This window comes from Paenibacillus wenxiniae, from assembly GCF_039822605.1.
GTDB classification, from domain to species: domain Bacteria; phylum Bacillota; class Bacilli; order Paenibacillales; family Paenibacillaceae; genus Saccharibacillus; species Saccharibacillus wenxiniae.
The window spans coordinates 111,291-125,459 of record NZ_JBCGUH010000007.1 but is presented as its reverse complement, the minus strand read 5'-3'; the positions used below and the strand labels follow the sequence as shown (position 1 = coordinate 125,459).

Sequence of the window (14,169 nt, the reverse complement as noted above, 5' to 3'; positions counted from 1 at the left end):
GCATGGTCAATTGATAAGCGATACAATAGACAGATGCTCCATCGCAAACTGAAATATAAAGGGGGAGTTTTGTGCGTATTTTACATACCGCAGACTGGCATTTTGGTAAAACGCTGGAAGGGCGTAGCCGAATGGAAGAACAGGCTGCGTTTGTGGATGAATTGGTACGGCTCGCAGACGATCAGCAGGCTGATCTTATTTTGATGGCTGGCGATGTGTATGATTCAGTCAATCCTCCGGCACTAGCAGAGCAGCTTTTTTATGAGGCTACCGCACGTTTGACGGAAAAAGGCAGACCATTCGTCGTCATTGCTGGCAACCATGATCAGCCGGAACGCATCTCGTCCGCCTCTCCACTTGTACGCGGACGCGGAATTCATTTGCTCGGTGTACCCGAAGCGGCAGGTCTGGACATTTATATTCCACGTACCGAGGAAACGGCGATCATTGCGCCACTTTCGTATCCGTCCGAGGCACGGTTAAATGAATTGCTAACAGAGGAAAATGAAGAAAATACCGTTCGTCGCGCATACAGCGAACGTGTTGGGCGTTTGATGCGTCAACTCGGTTCTGGATTTCGCAGCGATACGGTTAATCTGGCGATGAGTCATATTTATGTGCTTGGCGGCGTAGAAACAGACTCCGAACGACCGATTCAGGTCGGTGGAGCGTATACGGTTGATCCATCCGCACTGGATACAGGCGCACAATATACGGCGCTTGGACATTTGCATCGTGCACAGGCGGTGAAAGGAACAGGCATGATTCGTTACAGCGGTTCGCCGCTTGCTTATAGTTTTTCCGAATCAGGCCAGGCTAAATCTGTCACGGTGTTAGATATTGCACCTGGACAAACGCCGCAAATGGAAGAGGTATTCCTGACCAGCGGGCGACCACTTGTACGATGGAAGGCGAAAAATGGTCTAACCGAGGTGTATCAATGGCTGGAAGAAGGACGTGATCCAAATGCGTTTATCGATCTGGAAATTTCGCTCGTTGAAGCGTTATCGATGAGCGATATTCAGACGCTACGCAAAGCGTGCGGCGGTATCGTCAATATTCGTCCGGTCTATGCGCAAATGGAAACACAGGAGCTGCTTAGCGAACGTGCGCAATTGCCGGTACATGAGCTATTCCGTAAATTTTACGAACGTCAAACCGGTGGGGCGGTGCCAGAGGATCGCTTGATTGAGCTTTTTCTGGAGCTGATCGATGGTGAGGATACGATCGGCGTGTCGGATGATAATACCATTCATGATTTTGAAGGATAAGGAAGTGCAGCCATGAGGCCTATAACGTTAAAGCTATCCGGTCTGCAAAGTTATCGTGAGCAGCAGGAGATTGATTTTACCGAGCTGTGCGAAACCGGTCTGTTTGGCATTTTCGGACCGACAGGCAGCGGCAAATCTACGGTTCTGGACGCGATCACACTGGCGCTGTATGGCAAGGTGGAGCGTGCGCAAAACGGAACACAGGGGATATTGAATCATTCAGAGGATGCGGTATTTGTATCCTTTTCGTTTGAGTTACTGTCTGACGCCGGACCTCAGCAGTATCGGGTTGAGCGCAGATTTAAACGTACCGGCGATCATACGGTGAGTAATAGCATGAGCCGTTTTATAGTCTGTGAGCCGGATGGCGATAAAGTTGTCGCCGATAAACTTGGCGATGTGACTCGCTGTGTGGAGGAATATATCGGTCTGAAAATGGACGATTTTACCCGTGCGGTTGTACTGCCACAGGGGAAATTCGCTGAATTTCTATCGCTTAAAGGCAGTGATCGCAGACAGATGCTACAGCGGTTATTCCATCTGGAGCGCTATGGTGATCGGCTTATGCAGAAGCTTAGTCAGCGTGTAAAAGAAACGGATCATCAGCTGGAGCGATTCGCCTCAGAACAGACTGGACTTGGTGCTGCATCAGCTGATGCAGTCAAGCAAGCGAAAGCGCATCTAGCAGAGGCAACACGGGAAGCCGAGCGTGTGCGGACGCATCTGCTTGATATGAATGCCCAGGTGGAGCAGCTAGGTAAGGTGCGCGATCTGCTGCGTGATCGTGAGCTACTGCATATCCGTCAGGAGGAGCTGCGAAAGCATGAACCGGCAATGGTTCAACTGGAGCAAGAGCTAACAGATGCGGAATCGGCGCGTACATTATTACCACTGCTGGATGCGTGGAAAGACGTACAGGCGCAAGCGGCAGAAGCCGAGCAACGTATGAAACAGTTACAATTACAGCTAGCCCAAACGGAACAAACCTACACAGACGCTGCTGCTAGCGAGGAGAAAGCACGGCTGGAGCTGGCGACGCATGAACCGCGTCTCGTCTTACGTCTGGAACAGCTACAGCAGGCGCTGGAATTGCAGCAGCAATGTGCCGAGCTGGAACAGTCCCAGCGTCACTTGCATGAGCGTTTGGAGCACATTGCCGCAGAGCTTGTACAGGTACAGCAGCAGGCAGAAACCGAGCAGCGTATGCTCGGGAAGGCGGAGCAGCGGCGAGCCGAGCTGGAGCAACAGCTCAAAGAATGTGAGGTGCGCAGCAGTGATCGGCAACAGCTACAACAGGCCCAGCAGCGGCTTAACACATTGGACGGCTTGCGTAGCCGTCAGGCTGAACTGGAGCAGGAACACCGCGATTATGCCGCCGCCCATGAGCGCCATCATGAACAATGGAGCGCATTGCAGCAGCAGTCTGTGCAATTTGCCTTCAAAGAGCAACAGCTGTACAGCATGGCTGTAGCGGTACAGCATATCCACCAACAGCAAGATCATCTGCTGCTCGAAGCACGCGAACAGCTGGAGCAATTCGAGCAGCAGTGTCAGCAGGCGTCTCGCGCAGCGGAATCTCATCGTCTCGCTGCGATACTGGCAGCCGACTTGCAGGATGGGCAGCCTTGTTCGGTATGTGGATCGATTCATCATCCACAGCCAGCTATAGCTACAGACGGAGACGATTCGGAAACTACAGATTCCAATAAATATCTGCAAAAGCTCCAACCTCTGCGTCAGCAGGCGATGCAATATAGTGAACGTGTTCGCAATCATGGCTATGAGCTGGAGCGTCTTTTGGCCGATTGGGAATGGCAGCATACACAAGCGGAAGGGGGATCTGCAACGAACACGTCCCAGCTCCTGCCTGAGAACCAGCTTAGCAATCCATTAGTGAACGTATCTGTGCTCCTCCTAAACGAGGCTGAACCGTCTGACCCTGATGCAAGTTTGCAACTGGCAGCGACATGGCTATCACAATATGGCATAGCGGTTCAGCAAGTCGAACAGCAACTGGATGATGTACGTCAGCAACTACGCGCATGGCGACAGGAGCAACGTGACTGGACGCAGCGATATACCGCTGTCCAGGCGGAACGTCAAAGTGCATTGCGTCTGTTTGAGCAAGCGACCGCACGCCTGCAAGCAGCACAACAGGCTGTACAAACGGCACTGGATGAATGGCAGCATACTTTTAAAGGGCTGTCCGAACAGGAAGCACGTGAACAGTTTGCTGATCTGGCGAAGCGAGATGAGCAGGCAGATGGGATTCGCACGGGTTTGGAGAAGAGCGTGCCGTATATTGAGGAGCGTAAACGTAAGCTACAGGAATGTGAACAGCAGCTGAATGCGCTGGAGCGTCAGCATATTCAGGAGCGTACTCGCTTTGAAGGCGAAGAGCGTGTACTGCAAGAGAAACGCAGCCGTTTGGAGCAGTGGATCGGTGAACAGTCTGCTGAGCAATTGCTGCGTCAGTCGCAGGCTGAGCTGGATCGCTATCGGGAGCAGTCTGTACAATGGACACGTAAGCTGCGTGAAGCACAGGAGCAACAGCAGCAAGCATCTCAGGCATATGCACTGGCGACGCAAACTGCGCAATCACTAGCAGCGCAGTCAGAGCAGGCACAGTCGCGCTGGCAACAGGCACTGTCAGCATCGCGTTTTGACGATGAACAGCAAGTTACGGCTGCACGTATGGACGAACAGCAGCAAGCCGAAGGTCGCCAGCGAATGGAGCAGCATCGGGAGCAGCAGAGGGAGCTAACCGTTCACTTGCGTGAGCTGGAATCAAAGCTGAATGGACAGCAGGTGTCAGAAGAAGACTGGCAACAGTTGCAACAGAGCTGGCAGGAAGCAAGACAGGCAGATGAAGCCGCACTGGAACTACGCGCCCGTGCTACACGCGATGTGGAAGATTTGGAACAACGTCATATTCGCTGGCTGGAGCTAGAGCAACAACGAGAGCAACTGGCCATTGAAGCCGGATATTTATCCAAGCTGCAAGCGAGTATGCGGGGTAATGCGTTTGTCGAATATATTGCTGAAGAACAGCTGATGCAGGTAAGTTTAGCGGCTTCGGAACGACTTCGCTTTCTAACCCGTCAGCGTTATTCGCTGGAAGTCGATTCCGGCGGTGGCTTTGTTATTTGTGATAATGGTAATGGCGGTATTCGTCGTCCGGTATCGACGCTATCCGGTGGCGAAACATTTCTGACCTCGTTATCGCTGGCACTTGCATTGTCCGCGCAAATTCAGCTACGCGGTAAATATCCACTCCAATTCTTTTTCCTGGATGAAGGATTTGGTACACTGGACCCCGAACTTCTGGATACAGTGGTCACTTCGCTGGAGAAACTGCATACTGATCGCCTTGCCGTCGGCATTATTAGCCACGTACCGGAGCTACGGATGCGCTTGCCACGTAAGCTTGTGATTGTACCAGCAGAGCAAGCAGGCAAAGGCTCCAGAGTCGTACTGGAAAAAATGTAAATGATAAGCACTGTATAATCGATTCACTTTCATCATGTTACAATGATTATGATCGGTTCCTTTACACCACAGCCGTTATATGAAAGGGGAATTTGTATGTTTAAAGAAGATTGTCTGTTTTGTAAAATTGTCGCGGGTACGATCCCATGCAATAAAGTGTATGAGGATGAGCAGATTTTGGCCTTTCACGATATCGCGCCGGCTGCACCTGTACACGTATTGATCATTCCGAAAAAGCACATCGATTCGATGAATGAAGTAACAGCAGAAGATTTGCCGCTGATTAGCGAAATTCATCGGGTTGCGATTGAATTGGCCAAGCAGCTAGGCATTGCCGAATCCGGTTATCGTCTGATTAACAACTGTGGCCCGGATAGCGGACAGGCAGTACAGCATTTGCACTATCATCTGCTCGGTGGTGGCAAGCTTGGTGCATTGACAGGGATATCTGATTCGCATGCTTGAGTGAATACAGCGTTGTAGTGGTTTGAAAAGGGTAGTGATGATGTGAATGGGTTTGCAATAGTCAGTCCTATGATTGCGAAGGTTTGTCATTTTGTCATGGATTGCTGTTCACCTAAGCTAGCTCTGAACAACGATGAATAGCTGTGAAGCTCGCTTTATGGACACCATTGATCATCAATATGAAAGGCTCGCCGTTTGGCGAGCCTTTTTGAGCTACACATTGTTTTGAGCTACACATTGTTTTGAGCTACACATTGTTTTGAACTTCATACTGTTTTGAGCTACACATTGTTTTGAGCTTCATACTGTTTTGAATTTGCTGTTTTTTTGAAGTGGGCATTATGTTGAATAGGCATACGGTTTGGACGTTTAATAGTATAGTGCAATAGATTTATAATCAGCATCGGAATATTTCACCGACTACATCACTACATGCTTCACTACATACAAACTAGCAACTGACAAGCTACAAACCTCGAACCTCGCCTCGAACCTCGAACATCAATCTCGAGTCTCAATCATAAACCATAAGCCTAAAGCCTAAAGCCTAAAGCCTAAAACCTAAAACCTAAAACCTAAAACCTCCGATATCAATCCAACCCATCATCCAATACTGCATAATCCAAACGAGACGTCTGCTGCATCATCGTATCGTCCTCCAACCGTAGCCAGCTATCCAGCCGACGTTCACCTTCATGCAGTACAATCACCCGTGCTCCACGTGGTAAATTGCCATACGTGTTATAGCCAGCGACCCGACCGAAGGCAAGCTTGATTCCATGCCACTGCCCGCAATAATCATTATCATGATCATGTCCGGCGAAAATGGCGAATACATCTTGACCATCCAGCAGCGCCGCAAATAAACCGCTGTTAATATCCGGACAGCACACATCCTCACCTTTGCCACCAACGGTAGTGTCGCTATGCCATGCTTCCCGATATTCTGGCAAAGGAATATGCATAAAGCCCAGTGCAGGCAAAACCGTGCCATATTGCTCGCGATACTGCTTCGACTGCTCTCGATACCAGTGAATCTGATCGCTATGAATCCATGCATAGCCACCGATCTGCTCTGGCGCATCCGCACCTGAATCCCAGAAATAGAGCAGGGCGGCAGCTTCCATCCCATCTGCTTGTTGAATCGGTAACACATAATTGCCGGTGCCATGAATATGCGCTGGGCCGGATTCGCCCTGATACAGTGTATACTGGTCAGCGATTTGCTGTAGCTGCTCCCGTGTAACATGCTTTTCGGAATCATGATTACCATAAATGACGGCAAAGGGAATGCCTGCATGCTGCGCACATTGAAGCGCCCGGCGAAAGGCATATTCGGTTGCGGCGGCATCCACAGCATCATGGCTGGACACGATATCGCCTGTGTACACGATTAGATCCGGTTGCTCGATCGCGATGATGCGTTCAACCAGCTCAAGCGTGCGCTGATCAAGCGCATTATGCTGCACATCCTGCAAATGCAGATCGGTCAGCTGGACAATTTTAAAAGTACCTTGCTCGTTGAATGCCAGTCTATGTTGCCCCATGATTCAGCCGCCTTTCCTTTATACTCTAATGACGATCCTATGCCTACAACATAAACCGCTATGGAAATAACTCTCATCTTATTCGATAACTCATTGTACCTATGATGACTCATTGTATCTATGATGACTCATCGTACCTATATAGATGTCCATCTGTCGTCCTACCTGTACATGTGTCCATCCGTACAGGTAGGGATAGTTTAGGGTAGGGAGCACCTTACGCCTTATTCCTTCAACGCGCCTGCCGATACCCCTTTGGTAAAATGCTTTTGCACAAATGGAAAGATGAACAAAATAGGCAAAATGACGAGCAGGATCATCGCCATTTTCAACGATTCACCGGTCACTTGCATTCGATCCAGCATTTCATACGCATGACCTGGACGCAGTAGCGATTGACTTAGCGCTTCCTGACTGACGAGCATTTCCTGCAATAATGTGGCAGCCGGCTTCAATTGCTGCTCACGAACGAAAAATGCCCCGGTAAACCAGTCATTCCAGTGCGACACGCCATTAAACAAAGCCATACTGGCAAGTACAGGCTTGCTGAGCGGCAAGACGATTTTTAAAAAAATACCCGTTTCATTTAGCCCATCCATTCGAGCGGCTTCCTGTAATTCCACAGGCACCTGCTGGAAAAAGGTACGCATAACCATCATATTCCACACGCTGTACAGACTGGGCACGATATATACCCAGATCGTATTCGTCAAATGCAGATCTTTGAGTACCAGATAGTACGGAATCAATCCACCGCTAAACAACATCGTAAAAAAGATCATAAACGCAATCGGTCCGCGAGCTGGCAATGTACGACTGGTCAGTGCATAAGCAGCGAGCGCAGTCATGAACACACTGGCAGCTGTACCGACTACTGTGCGAAACAGCGAGACGAGAAAGCCGTTCACCATATGCGATTGTGTGAACACCTCGGTGAAATTTTGCAGTGACCACACACGAGGCCATAGATAAATACCGCCACGCTGTGCATCTGCGCCGCTATTGAAAGCAAGTGCTGTAATGTTTAATAATGGGAATAACACCGTCAGGCAAGCCAGTATAATCACTACATAATTGAGGACTGAAAATAACAACTCCTCCGGTACATACGATGAACGTTTACGTGTTGGCATCTCTGTACTCCTTGTATATTTGATGGGCAGTTGGTCAGTCAGAGCCTGGTATGCCTGCTCTTACGCGGCACTGAATCGTCACTAGTCACACCATGTATTACAGATTCGTACCGCGCATGACAAGCTTCACACCGTGCATAACAAGCTTCCTATCGCCATCCACCGCATTAAAATTTGATCGTAATCTTATCCTGACTTTCCTTCTGATTCAAAAACTGGATAAAGCGATCCAGCAATTGCCCATTGTTCAGCTGTGCATTCGCATCGTTCATAATGGCGCGCGCTTGATCCATATTGTCGCTAAAATAAGCTTTGATCAGGCTATCCTTGTAATTATTAATCGCTTGATTCAACTCATCGCCACGATCAAATTCACTTAAAAAGGAAAGTGGAGTCAAGCCGTCTACGATTTTTGCTTGCTTGCGTCGCTCGTCATAATGCCATAGTTGCAGTATCTTTTTGGCGGTTGCATCGCTGTTTGAATTGCTCGCCTCGCCATACACCGCTTCACCAAAATCATCGGTGTCATCGATATCGGTTAAGCCGAGATACTCGCCCCAATAATTGCCCACACCGCTAAAACCAAGTTTTTCCGCCTCGGCTGGATTGCTTTTCATCAGATCAACGACTGACTTTTTGACGATTGGATTGCCTTTGCTATCCAGTGTGTAATCGCGGCCTTCAATGCCATATTTGAACAGGAGCTTTCCTTCACGACTGGCGAGGAAATCAGCCAGCTTTACGATATCTTCTGGATGCTCGGTCGTTGTTGGGATCGCCCAGCCTGCGGAGTACGATTTGTAATCAAGCTGCTTATAATAAGGACCATTCACAAAATTGATCGGTCCAAGCGGTACGTAGGTCATATCATTGTTTTGCGGAATGTAGTTGTGCATATCAGCGACGATACCAAAGGAGTGGTTGAGCACGCCTTCCCGCGCTTCATTTTCCGACATGGTGAAAAATTCCGGGCTAATTAACTGTTCATGACGCAAGTTTTGGATCAATTGAATGCGTTTGAGCGGATAATCGGTCTGGCTTTCAAACTTAATCGTACCGCTGGCATCGCGCAGAAATTTCTCGTCACTTGGTCCTGTCCAGACCAGATCGTTGAACAGCGTATCGACATCTTTACCACCCCAAACGGTCGGGCCAATCGGTGTGATCGGTTTGCCATTGGCATCTGTAAAATGACCGGCTTGCATTTTTTGTGCCAGTTCATACAGCTGCTGTGAAGTTTGGATGGAAGCTGGATCAATGCCAAGTTTGTCCATAATATCTTTGCGTACATAGGGACCACCAACGTACTTCTTGCCGACATAGCCTGGATTGCGTGAAATGTCCATATTAACAAGGTAGGCCGCACCGTTAAATTCCGGGCGGAACACGATATTTTTCTGCGAATCCATCGGCAGATAGCCAGGCTGAAAATATTTGCTATAAATGTTCGTCTGCTTCAAATAAGGAGCGACATCGGTAAACATGCCTTCGCGCGCCGCTTTGAGCAAAATCGGCATCTCCGGTCGACCGCTATTGTCCAGATAAAAACCGACAAAGTCAGGCAGATCGCCTGCCGCTAAGCCTGCTGCAAGCGCCTGCGTGGAATCATTACCGCTCACCCCTTGAATTTTCAGCGTAATGCCTGTTTTTTCTTTCAGTACACGAGCAATATCTGGATTCATCTCGGTTGATACATCGCCTGCATCTTCGAAAATCAAACCTGTAATGACACGATCGGCAATCCACGTTGACGGCTTATTCGCATTGTCGCTGCTCTGGCTATCCTTTGCTGTAGCCGATTGAGTTGAAGAACAGCCCGTTGCCAGCATCGTAACGAGCAGAGGAATAGCCAGTACCGCAGTCCACTTTTTCATAAGTCAATCTCCTCAATTTCAATTTTTACCAGAGTGATACCTCAAACCATTTTTTACATAATTGATTGACGGTCACGACGAGAAGCAAACCGATCACACCTTGCATCAAACCAACAGCGGTCGCATAGCCGAACTGTGCATCCTGAATCCCGACATGAATAATGTACGTGTCCAAAATTTGCGCCACTTCAGCATTAGCAGGATTTTGTAGCAAATAGATTTGATCAAAGCCAGCGGACAAAATGCTGCTAAGCGACATAATGAACAGAATAAGAATCGTCGGCCGGATGCCGGGTAAGGTAATATGCCAGATCTGGCGAAACCGTCCAGCGCCATCCATCCGCGCCGCTTCATATAGCGCTGGATTAATGCCTGCAATCGCGGCAAAATAAATGATCGAGTTCCAGCCAATCTCTTTCCAGATATAACTCCAGAACATAATCGGATAAAAATAATGCTTGTCCATCATAAAAAATGTACTGCCATGACCACCCAACGCATGAATCCATTCATTGAGTAAACCAGTTTCAGGCGCGATAATACGTTGTAATATGCCGATCACAACAGCCCATGAAAGAAAATGAGGCAGATACATGACTCCCTGAAACAGGGAGCGCATGCGTGAACTGCGAATTTCATTGATTTGCAAAGCGAACAAAATCGGAAAGGGGAGAGCCAGAAATAGTTTGAAAAAGCTAATGCTAAGCGTATTGCGAATATAATTCATGCTATATGAATCGTGGAAAAAGCGCTCAAAGTATTTCCAGCCTACCCACGGGCCACCGTACAAACCGCCATTAAAACGATATTCTTTGAACGCCAGAATGAGTCCGGTCATCGGAATATAAGAGAATAGGATAAAAAAGACGATCGCTGGCAACAGAAACAAATACATCGCACGATGCAGCCATATTCTTTTTAGCCATATGCTCATGCGCCTTGTTCACCTGCTTTCGTTATGTGATGAGCAAACCAATCCCAACCCGCGCCAACTTCATCAGGATGATGCGCATCTGAGCCATACACAAGCGGAATATGGCGCTGAACACATGCAGCGATAAACCACGGTGGTACATAAGCTTGCTGGCACAGCGGTTTACGCAAACCTGCGGTATTCACATCGACTCCAACGCCGGATCGTTGCAGTAAGGGTAGTAGTTGTTCCAACCGCTTTTGCATAAGGAGCGGATTGAGTTGTGGCATGCGCAGCCGAAACTTTTCAATCAGGTTGATATGCCCGATTCTAGTGCGCAGTGGAAGCGTTCCAGCCCATAGGATCGCCTGCTCCACCTGATCGTAATACGCATGCAGCAATTGATCGAGCGAGCCATAATAAGGAACGAGCCGATCTAACAGCACATCCGCTGTATAATCCACACACTCATTGCCATCCGGACCGGGTAAAAAGTGCACCGACACGACCGCATCTTCCATTTGTCCAGCCCATTGTTCTAGCAATCGATTGGCATGCTCCGGGCGATCTGGCAAATAGTCAAGTTCCAATCCAACCGTAATTTCAATCTGTTCCTCAACATGCTGTTTAAGGCTCTGGGCTTGTGCAAAATAAGTGCCAAGCTCCTGCTCTGGCATCGCCAATGTCCGTTGTAAAGCCTGATCGGCGATATAATGCTGAGGCAGTGGAGGATGCTCCGTCAATGTATAGCGCTGGAACTGGTGCTGAATGGCTCGTTGTACATAATCCATCATCGAAGCCGAACTGCCGTGTTTGCAAAACGATGTATGTGTATGCCCATCCCACTTTAGCATGTGGTTCTAACCCCCTTTGTCATTGGAATACTGTTAAATCTCGTTCAGTATAAATAGTGAATTCGTGTTTGACAATATGACCGATCAAACATTAACTGAAAAATTACAAATTAAATACTCTGCTAATCAATAACGCTTTCAATAAGCTGATTTAGTTAACAAAACTCAAACAAACGGTAAAATAAAGGAAGACGTTCCTATACTGTTTGCGATGTTGATTATATATTTTATGTTTGAATAAATGTTTGATCGGTCAATAAAACAACAAGAAACGATACAGATAACAATCATGTATCGTTTCGGGGTAGTGATCTATTCTAAGTAATCATTTATTCTACAGTCAGCAGATTGGTAGTTATGTCTATATTCAATGCTACATAGGCTCTGAACTGAAGCATGCACACAAACTGTTCTGAACTAAAGCTTGCACAAAAACTTCTGTATGGGTAAGCAGCATGAAATGGAGTTCATCCCCGTATTTCTTCTTTCTTCGCGTCTTCGCGAAGTGGTATATGCGACAACAACAGCTTGCCTACACGTCCTACAGACAGCTATTTATGTCTGTCTGGTGCTCAATCTATAGTTGCTTTCAACCACTGTACATCGGTTTCCTTCAAATGCTCAATCCAGCCCTCCGGTGCGTCCGTATCGCAGACAATCGTATCGACTTCATGAAAATCAAGCATATGCGAAAATGCACGAACGCCGAGCTTGGAATGGTCAGCGATCACAATGACCTGTTCGGCAGACTTGGCAAATGTTTGTGACATGGAAGCTTCATCGGGATCGTATTCACTAATACCGTCCGTTAATGAGATGCCACCTACCGAGATGAATGCTTTATTCACCCGAAAGTTGCGCATCATCCTCTCACACAAAATACCGCTGATAGACTGCTGTTCCGAATTCAGCTCGCCACCTAACACAATCACCTTACCGCTAAAATGCCCATAATTAATTTTCTCCATAAGCGCAAACGCTACCGAAAGGCCATTCGTTAAAATGGTCAGCCGCTTGCGTCCATGAATCGCTTTGACCAGCTCGATCGGTGTAGTGCCCACGTCGATCACAATCGTATCCCCATCTTGAATCAGATCGGCGGCACAGCGACCAATGGCAGACTTTTCACGTTGATGATGCGATTGTCTTTGCACGAAAGGAGCTTCATGATTTTGAAATAATACGGCTGTTGCACCGCCATATACGCGGCGCAGCATGCCGTTGCTTTCCAGCTCCTGCAAATCCCGGCGTATCGTCTCTGGTGCGACTTTAAATTGCTCGGCAAGCGCGATCACTTTCACCTGACCTTTTTGTTTGAGCAACGTTAGGATGGCTTGTTTGCGCTCGGTTGAAACGGTTGACACGGTTGTACACACCTCCGTATAGGTTGCCGATTGTCATGTCGTGTTGTATGAACATATGCCTGAAAATGTTTAATCAAATATGACGTAATGACTGAATTTATCCAGCCTAGTGTAGACGATTCATTTCGCTACCGTCAATTGGGTATATACTGGGTATACTATAATTACGGAAAGCGCTGAGGCAGGAATAGATCACGAATGTATGAGATAGGTTGAAAATGAGTGAAAGAGGGCACTTTACAGTTGGATAAACAGGAAATGCCTCCTGTTCAAACAGACGCTAATCGGTCAAAAAGATACCGCAGCATAGCATTAAAGCTACATTTATGAAGACCTCCAGAAAAAAATGAGTGAAAAAACCGTGATTTAGTTGACACTGGCTCCGGTTTTCACCTATAATGAAAGTTGATAAGCCGTGTTATTTTTCCGGACGGTCTGGTCGGAGGGAGGGAAAACTGGTGTCTGAAACGAAAGTTCGCAAAAACGAAACAATTGATGCAGCACTTCGTCGCTTCAAACGCTCCATCGCTAAAGATGGCGTTCTGGCTGAGGTGAAAAAACGCAAACATTATGAAAAGCCGAGCGTAAAGCGTAAGAAAAAATCCGAGGCTGCGCGCAAGAGAAAGTTTTAGGAGGATTTATCCGTTATGAGTCTTAGCGAACGATTGAACGAGGATATGAAGCAAGCTATGAGGGACAAGGACAAGTTCAAATTGTCTACGATCCGCATGGTACGTTCCACCATTCAAAATCAAGTGATTGATTTGAAGCGTGACCTGAACGATGAAGAAGTGCTTGATATTCTTAGCCGTGAGATCAAACAGCGCAAAGATGCCCTCCAAGAATTTGAAAAAGCAGGTCGTGACGACCTGACAACCAACCTTAGTGCGGAGATTGAGATCATTTCACAGTATCTTCCTGCCCAGCTTTCTGAAGAAGAAATTAAAGTCATTGTACAGCAGACCATCCTGGAGACCGGTGCTTCTTCAAAAGCCGATATGGGAAAAGTAATGAGCGCCTTGATGCCTAAGGTCAAAGGTCGCGCAGACGGAAAAGTTGTGAACCAAGCGGTTCAACAACTTCTGCAATAAACAAATTCAAAAGCTCCTTCTTTACTTTGTAAAGAAGGAGCTTTTTTCTTTCTACTGTAATATTCTTAACTAATCGTATGTGTCACTTTCATTTGTATACGGTGGATCGGTCAGCGCGAACATAAGCAGGCTAGCACAAACAAATATGCAAATGATTACATTTTTGTG

11 protein-coding genes are annotated in these 14,169 nt (G+C 47.6%); 5 read left to right on the top strand and 6 right to left on the bottom strand.

The features are described from left to right. Positions 1–71 precede the first annotated feature (71 nt). The 3 genes from AAHF22_RS14300 to AAHF22_RS14290 all read left to right on the top strand — a co-directional run bounded on the left by AAHF22_RS14300 (position 72) and on the right by AAHF22_RS14290 (position 5,225). On the top strand, positions 72–1,271 hold the full coding sequence (locus tag AAHF22_RS14300; protein WP_347325698.1) for an exonuclease SbcCD subunit D: 1,200 nt from the start codon (positions 72–74) through the stop codon (positions 1,269–1,271). A 12-nt stretch (positions 1,272–1,283) separates the two neighbouring features. Beyond that, on the top strand, positions 1,284–4,760 hold the full coding sequence (locus tag AAHF22_RS14295; protein WP_347325697.1) for an AAA family ATPase: 3,477 nt from the start codon (positions 1,284–1,286) through the stop codon (positions 4,758–4,760). A 96-nt stretch (positions 4,761–4,856) separates the two neighbouring features. Next, on the top strand, positions 4,857–5,225 hold the full coding sequence (locus AAHF22_RS14290; protein ID WP_347325696.1) for a histidine triad nucleotide-binding protein: 369 nt from the start codon (positions 4,857–4,859) through the stop codon (positions 5,223–5,225). A gap of 590 nt (positions 5,226–5,815) precedes the next feature. Here the strand turns inward: AAHF22_RS14290 and AAHF22_RS14285 are convergent. From AAHF22_RS14285 to AAHF22_RS14260, 6 genes are all read right to left on the bottom strand, one after another. Further along, a complete protein-coding gene (locus AAHF22_RS14285; RefSeq protein ID WP_347325695.1) occupies positions 5,816–6,772 on the bottom strand; it encodes a metallophosphoesterase family protein in 957 nt (318 codons plus the stop codon). A gap of 224 nt (positions 6,773–6,996) precedes the next feature. After that, positions 6,997–7,905 carry a carbohydrate ABC transporter permease gene (locus AAHF22_RS14280; RefSeq protein WP_347325694.1) on the bottom strand — a complete coding sequence of 303 codons (909 nt, stop codon included), beginning with the start codon at positions 7,903–7,905 and terminating at the stop codon, positions 6,997–6,999. A 167-nt stretch (positions 7,906–8,072) separates the two neighbouring features. Next, positions 8,073–9,779 carry an extracellular solute-binding protein gene (locus AAHF22_RS14275; protein WP_347325693.1) on the bottom strand — a complete coding sequence of 569 codons (1,707 nt, stop codon included), beginning with the start codon at positions 9,777–9,779 and terminating at the stop codon, positions 8,073–8,075. A 25-nt stretch (positions 9,780–9,804) separates the two neighbouring features. Then, entirely contained in the window at positions 9,805–10,713 is a 909-nt protein-coding gene (locus AAHF22_RS14270; RefSeq protein WP_347325692.1) for an ABC transporter permease, read from the bottom strand. Continuing rightward, positions 10,710–11,546 carry a histidinol-phosphatase HisJ gene (gene hisJ / locus AAHF22_RS14265; protein WP_347325691.1) on the bottom strand — a complete coding sequence of 279 codons (837 nt, stop codon included), beginning with the start codon at positions 11,544–11,546 and terminating at the stop codon, positions 10,710–10,712. The genes AAHF22_RS14270 and hisJ overlap by 4 nt, the downstream gene beginning before the upstream one ends. Positions 11,547–12,118: 572 nt before the next feature. Next, positions 12,119–12,910 carry a DeoR/GlpR family DNA-binding transcription regulator gene (locus AAHF22_RS14260; protein ID WP_347325690.1) on the bottom strand — a complete coding sequence of 264 codons (792 nt, stop codon included), beginning with the start codon at positions 12,908–12,910 and terminating at the stop codon, positions 12,119–12,121. A 458-nt stretch (positions 12,911–13,368) separates the two neighbouring features. Between AAHF22_RS14260 and rpsU the strand changes: the two genes are divergently transcribed. Together rpsU and AAHF22_RS14250 are read left to right on the top strand one after the other, a co-directional pair. Then, positions 13,369–13,542, top strand: coding sequence for a 30S ribosomal protein S21 (gene rpsU / locus AAHF22_RS14255; protein ID WP_005547957.1), 174 nt, complete (start codon positions 13,369–13,371; stop codon positions 13,540–13,542). A gap of 15 nt (positions 13,543–13,557) precedes the next feature. After that, on the top strand, positions 13,558–14,001 hold the full coding sequence (locus AAHF22_RS14250) for a GatB/YqeY domain-containing protein (RefSeq protein ID WP_188776347.1): 444 nt from the start codon (positions 13,558–13,560) through the stop codon (positions 13,999–14,001). Positions 14,002–14,169 lie beyond the last annotated feature (168 nt).

Bases quoted from the DNA above. Each gene is read 5' to 3' on its own strand.
- AAHF22_RS14295 (WP_347325697.1), top strand. From the start codon at position 1,284: ATGAGGCCTATAACGTTAAAGCTATCCGGTCTGCAAAGTTATCGTGAG.
- AAHF22_RS14290 (WP_347325696.1), top strand. From the start codon at position 4,857: ATGTTTAAAGAAGATTGTCTGTTTTGTAAAATTGTCGCGGGTACGATC.
- AAHF22_RS14285 (WP_347325695.1), bottom strand. From the start codon at position 6,772: ATGGGGCAACATAGACTGGCATTCAACGAGCAAGGTACTTTTAAAATT.
- AAHF22_RS14280 (WP_347325694.1), bottom strand. From the start codon at position 7,905: ATGCCAACACGTAAACGTTCATCGTATGTACCGGAGGAGTTGTTATTT.
- AAHF22_RS14275 (WP_347325693.1), bottom strand. From the start codon at position 9,779: ATGAAAAAGTGGACTGCGGTACTGGCTATTCCTCTGCTCGTTACGATG.
- AAHF22_RS14270 (WP_347325692.1), bottom strand. From the start codon at position 10,713: ATGAGCATATGGCTAAAAAGAATATGGCTGCATCGTGCGATGTATTTG.
- hisJ (WP_347325691.1), bottom strand. From the start codon at position 11,546: ATGCTAAAGTGGGATGGGCATACACATACATCGTTTTGCAAACACGGC.
- AAHF22_RS14250 (WP_188776347.1), top strand. From the start codon at position 13,558: ATGAGTCTTAGCGAACGATTGAACGAGGATATGAAGCAAGCTATGAGG.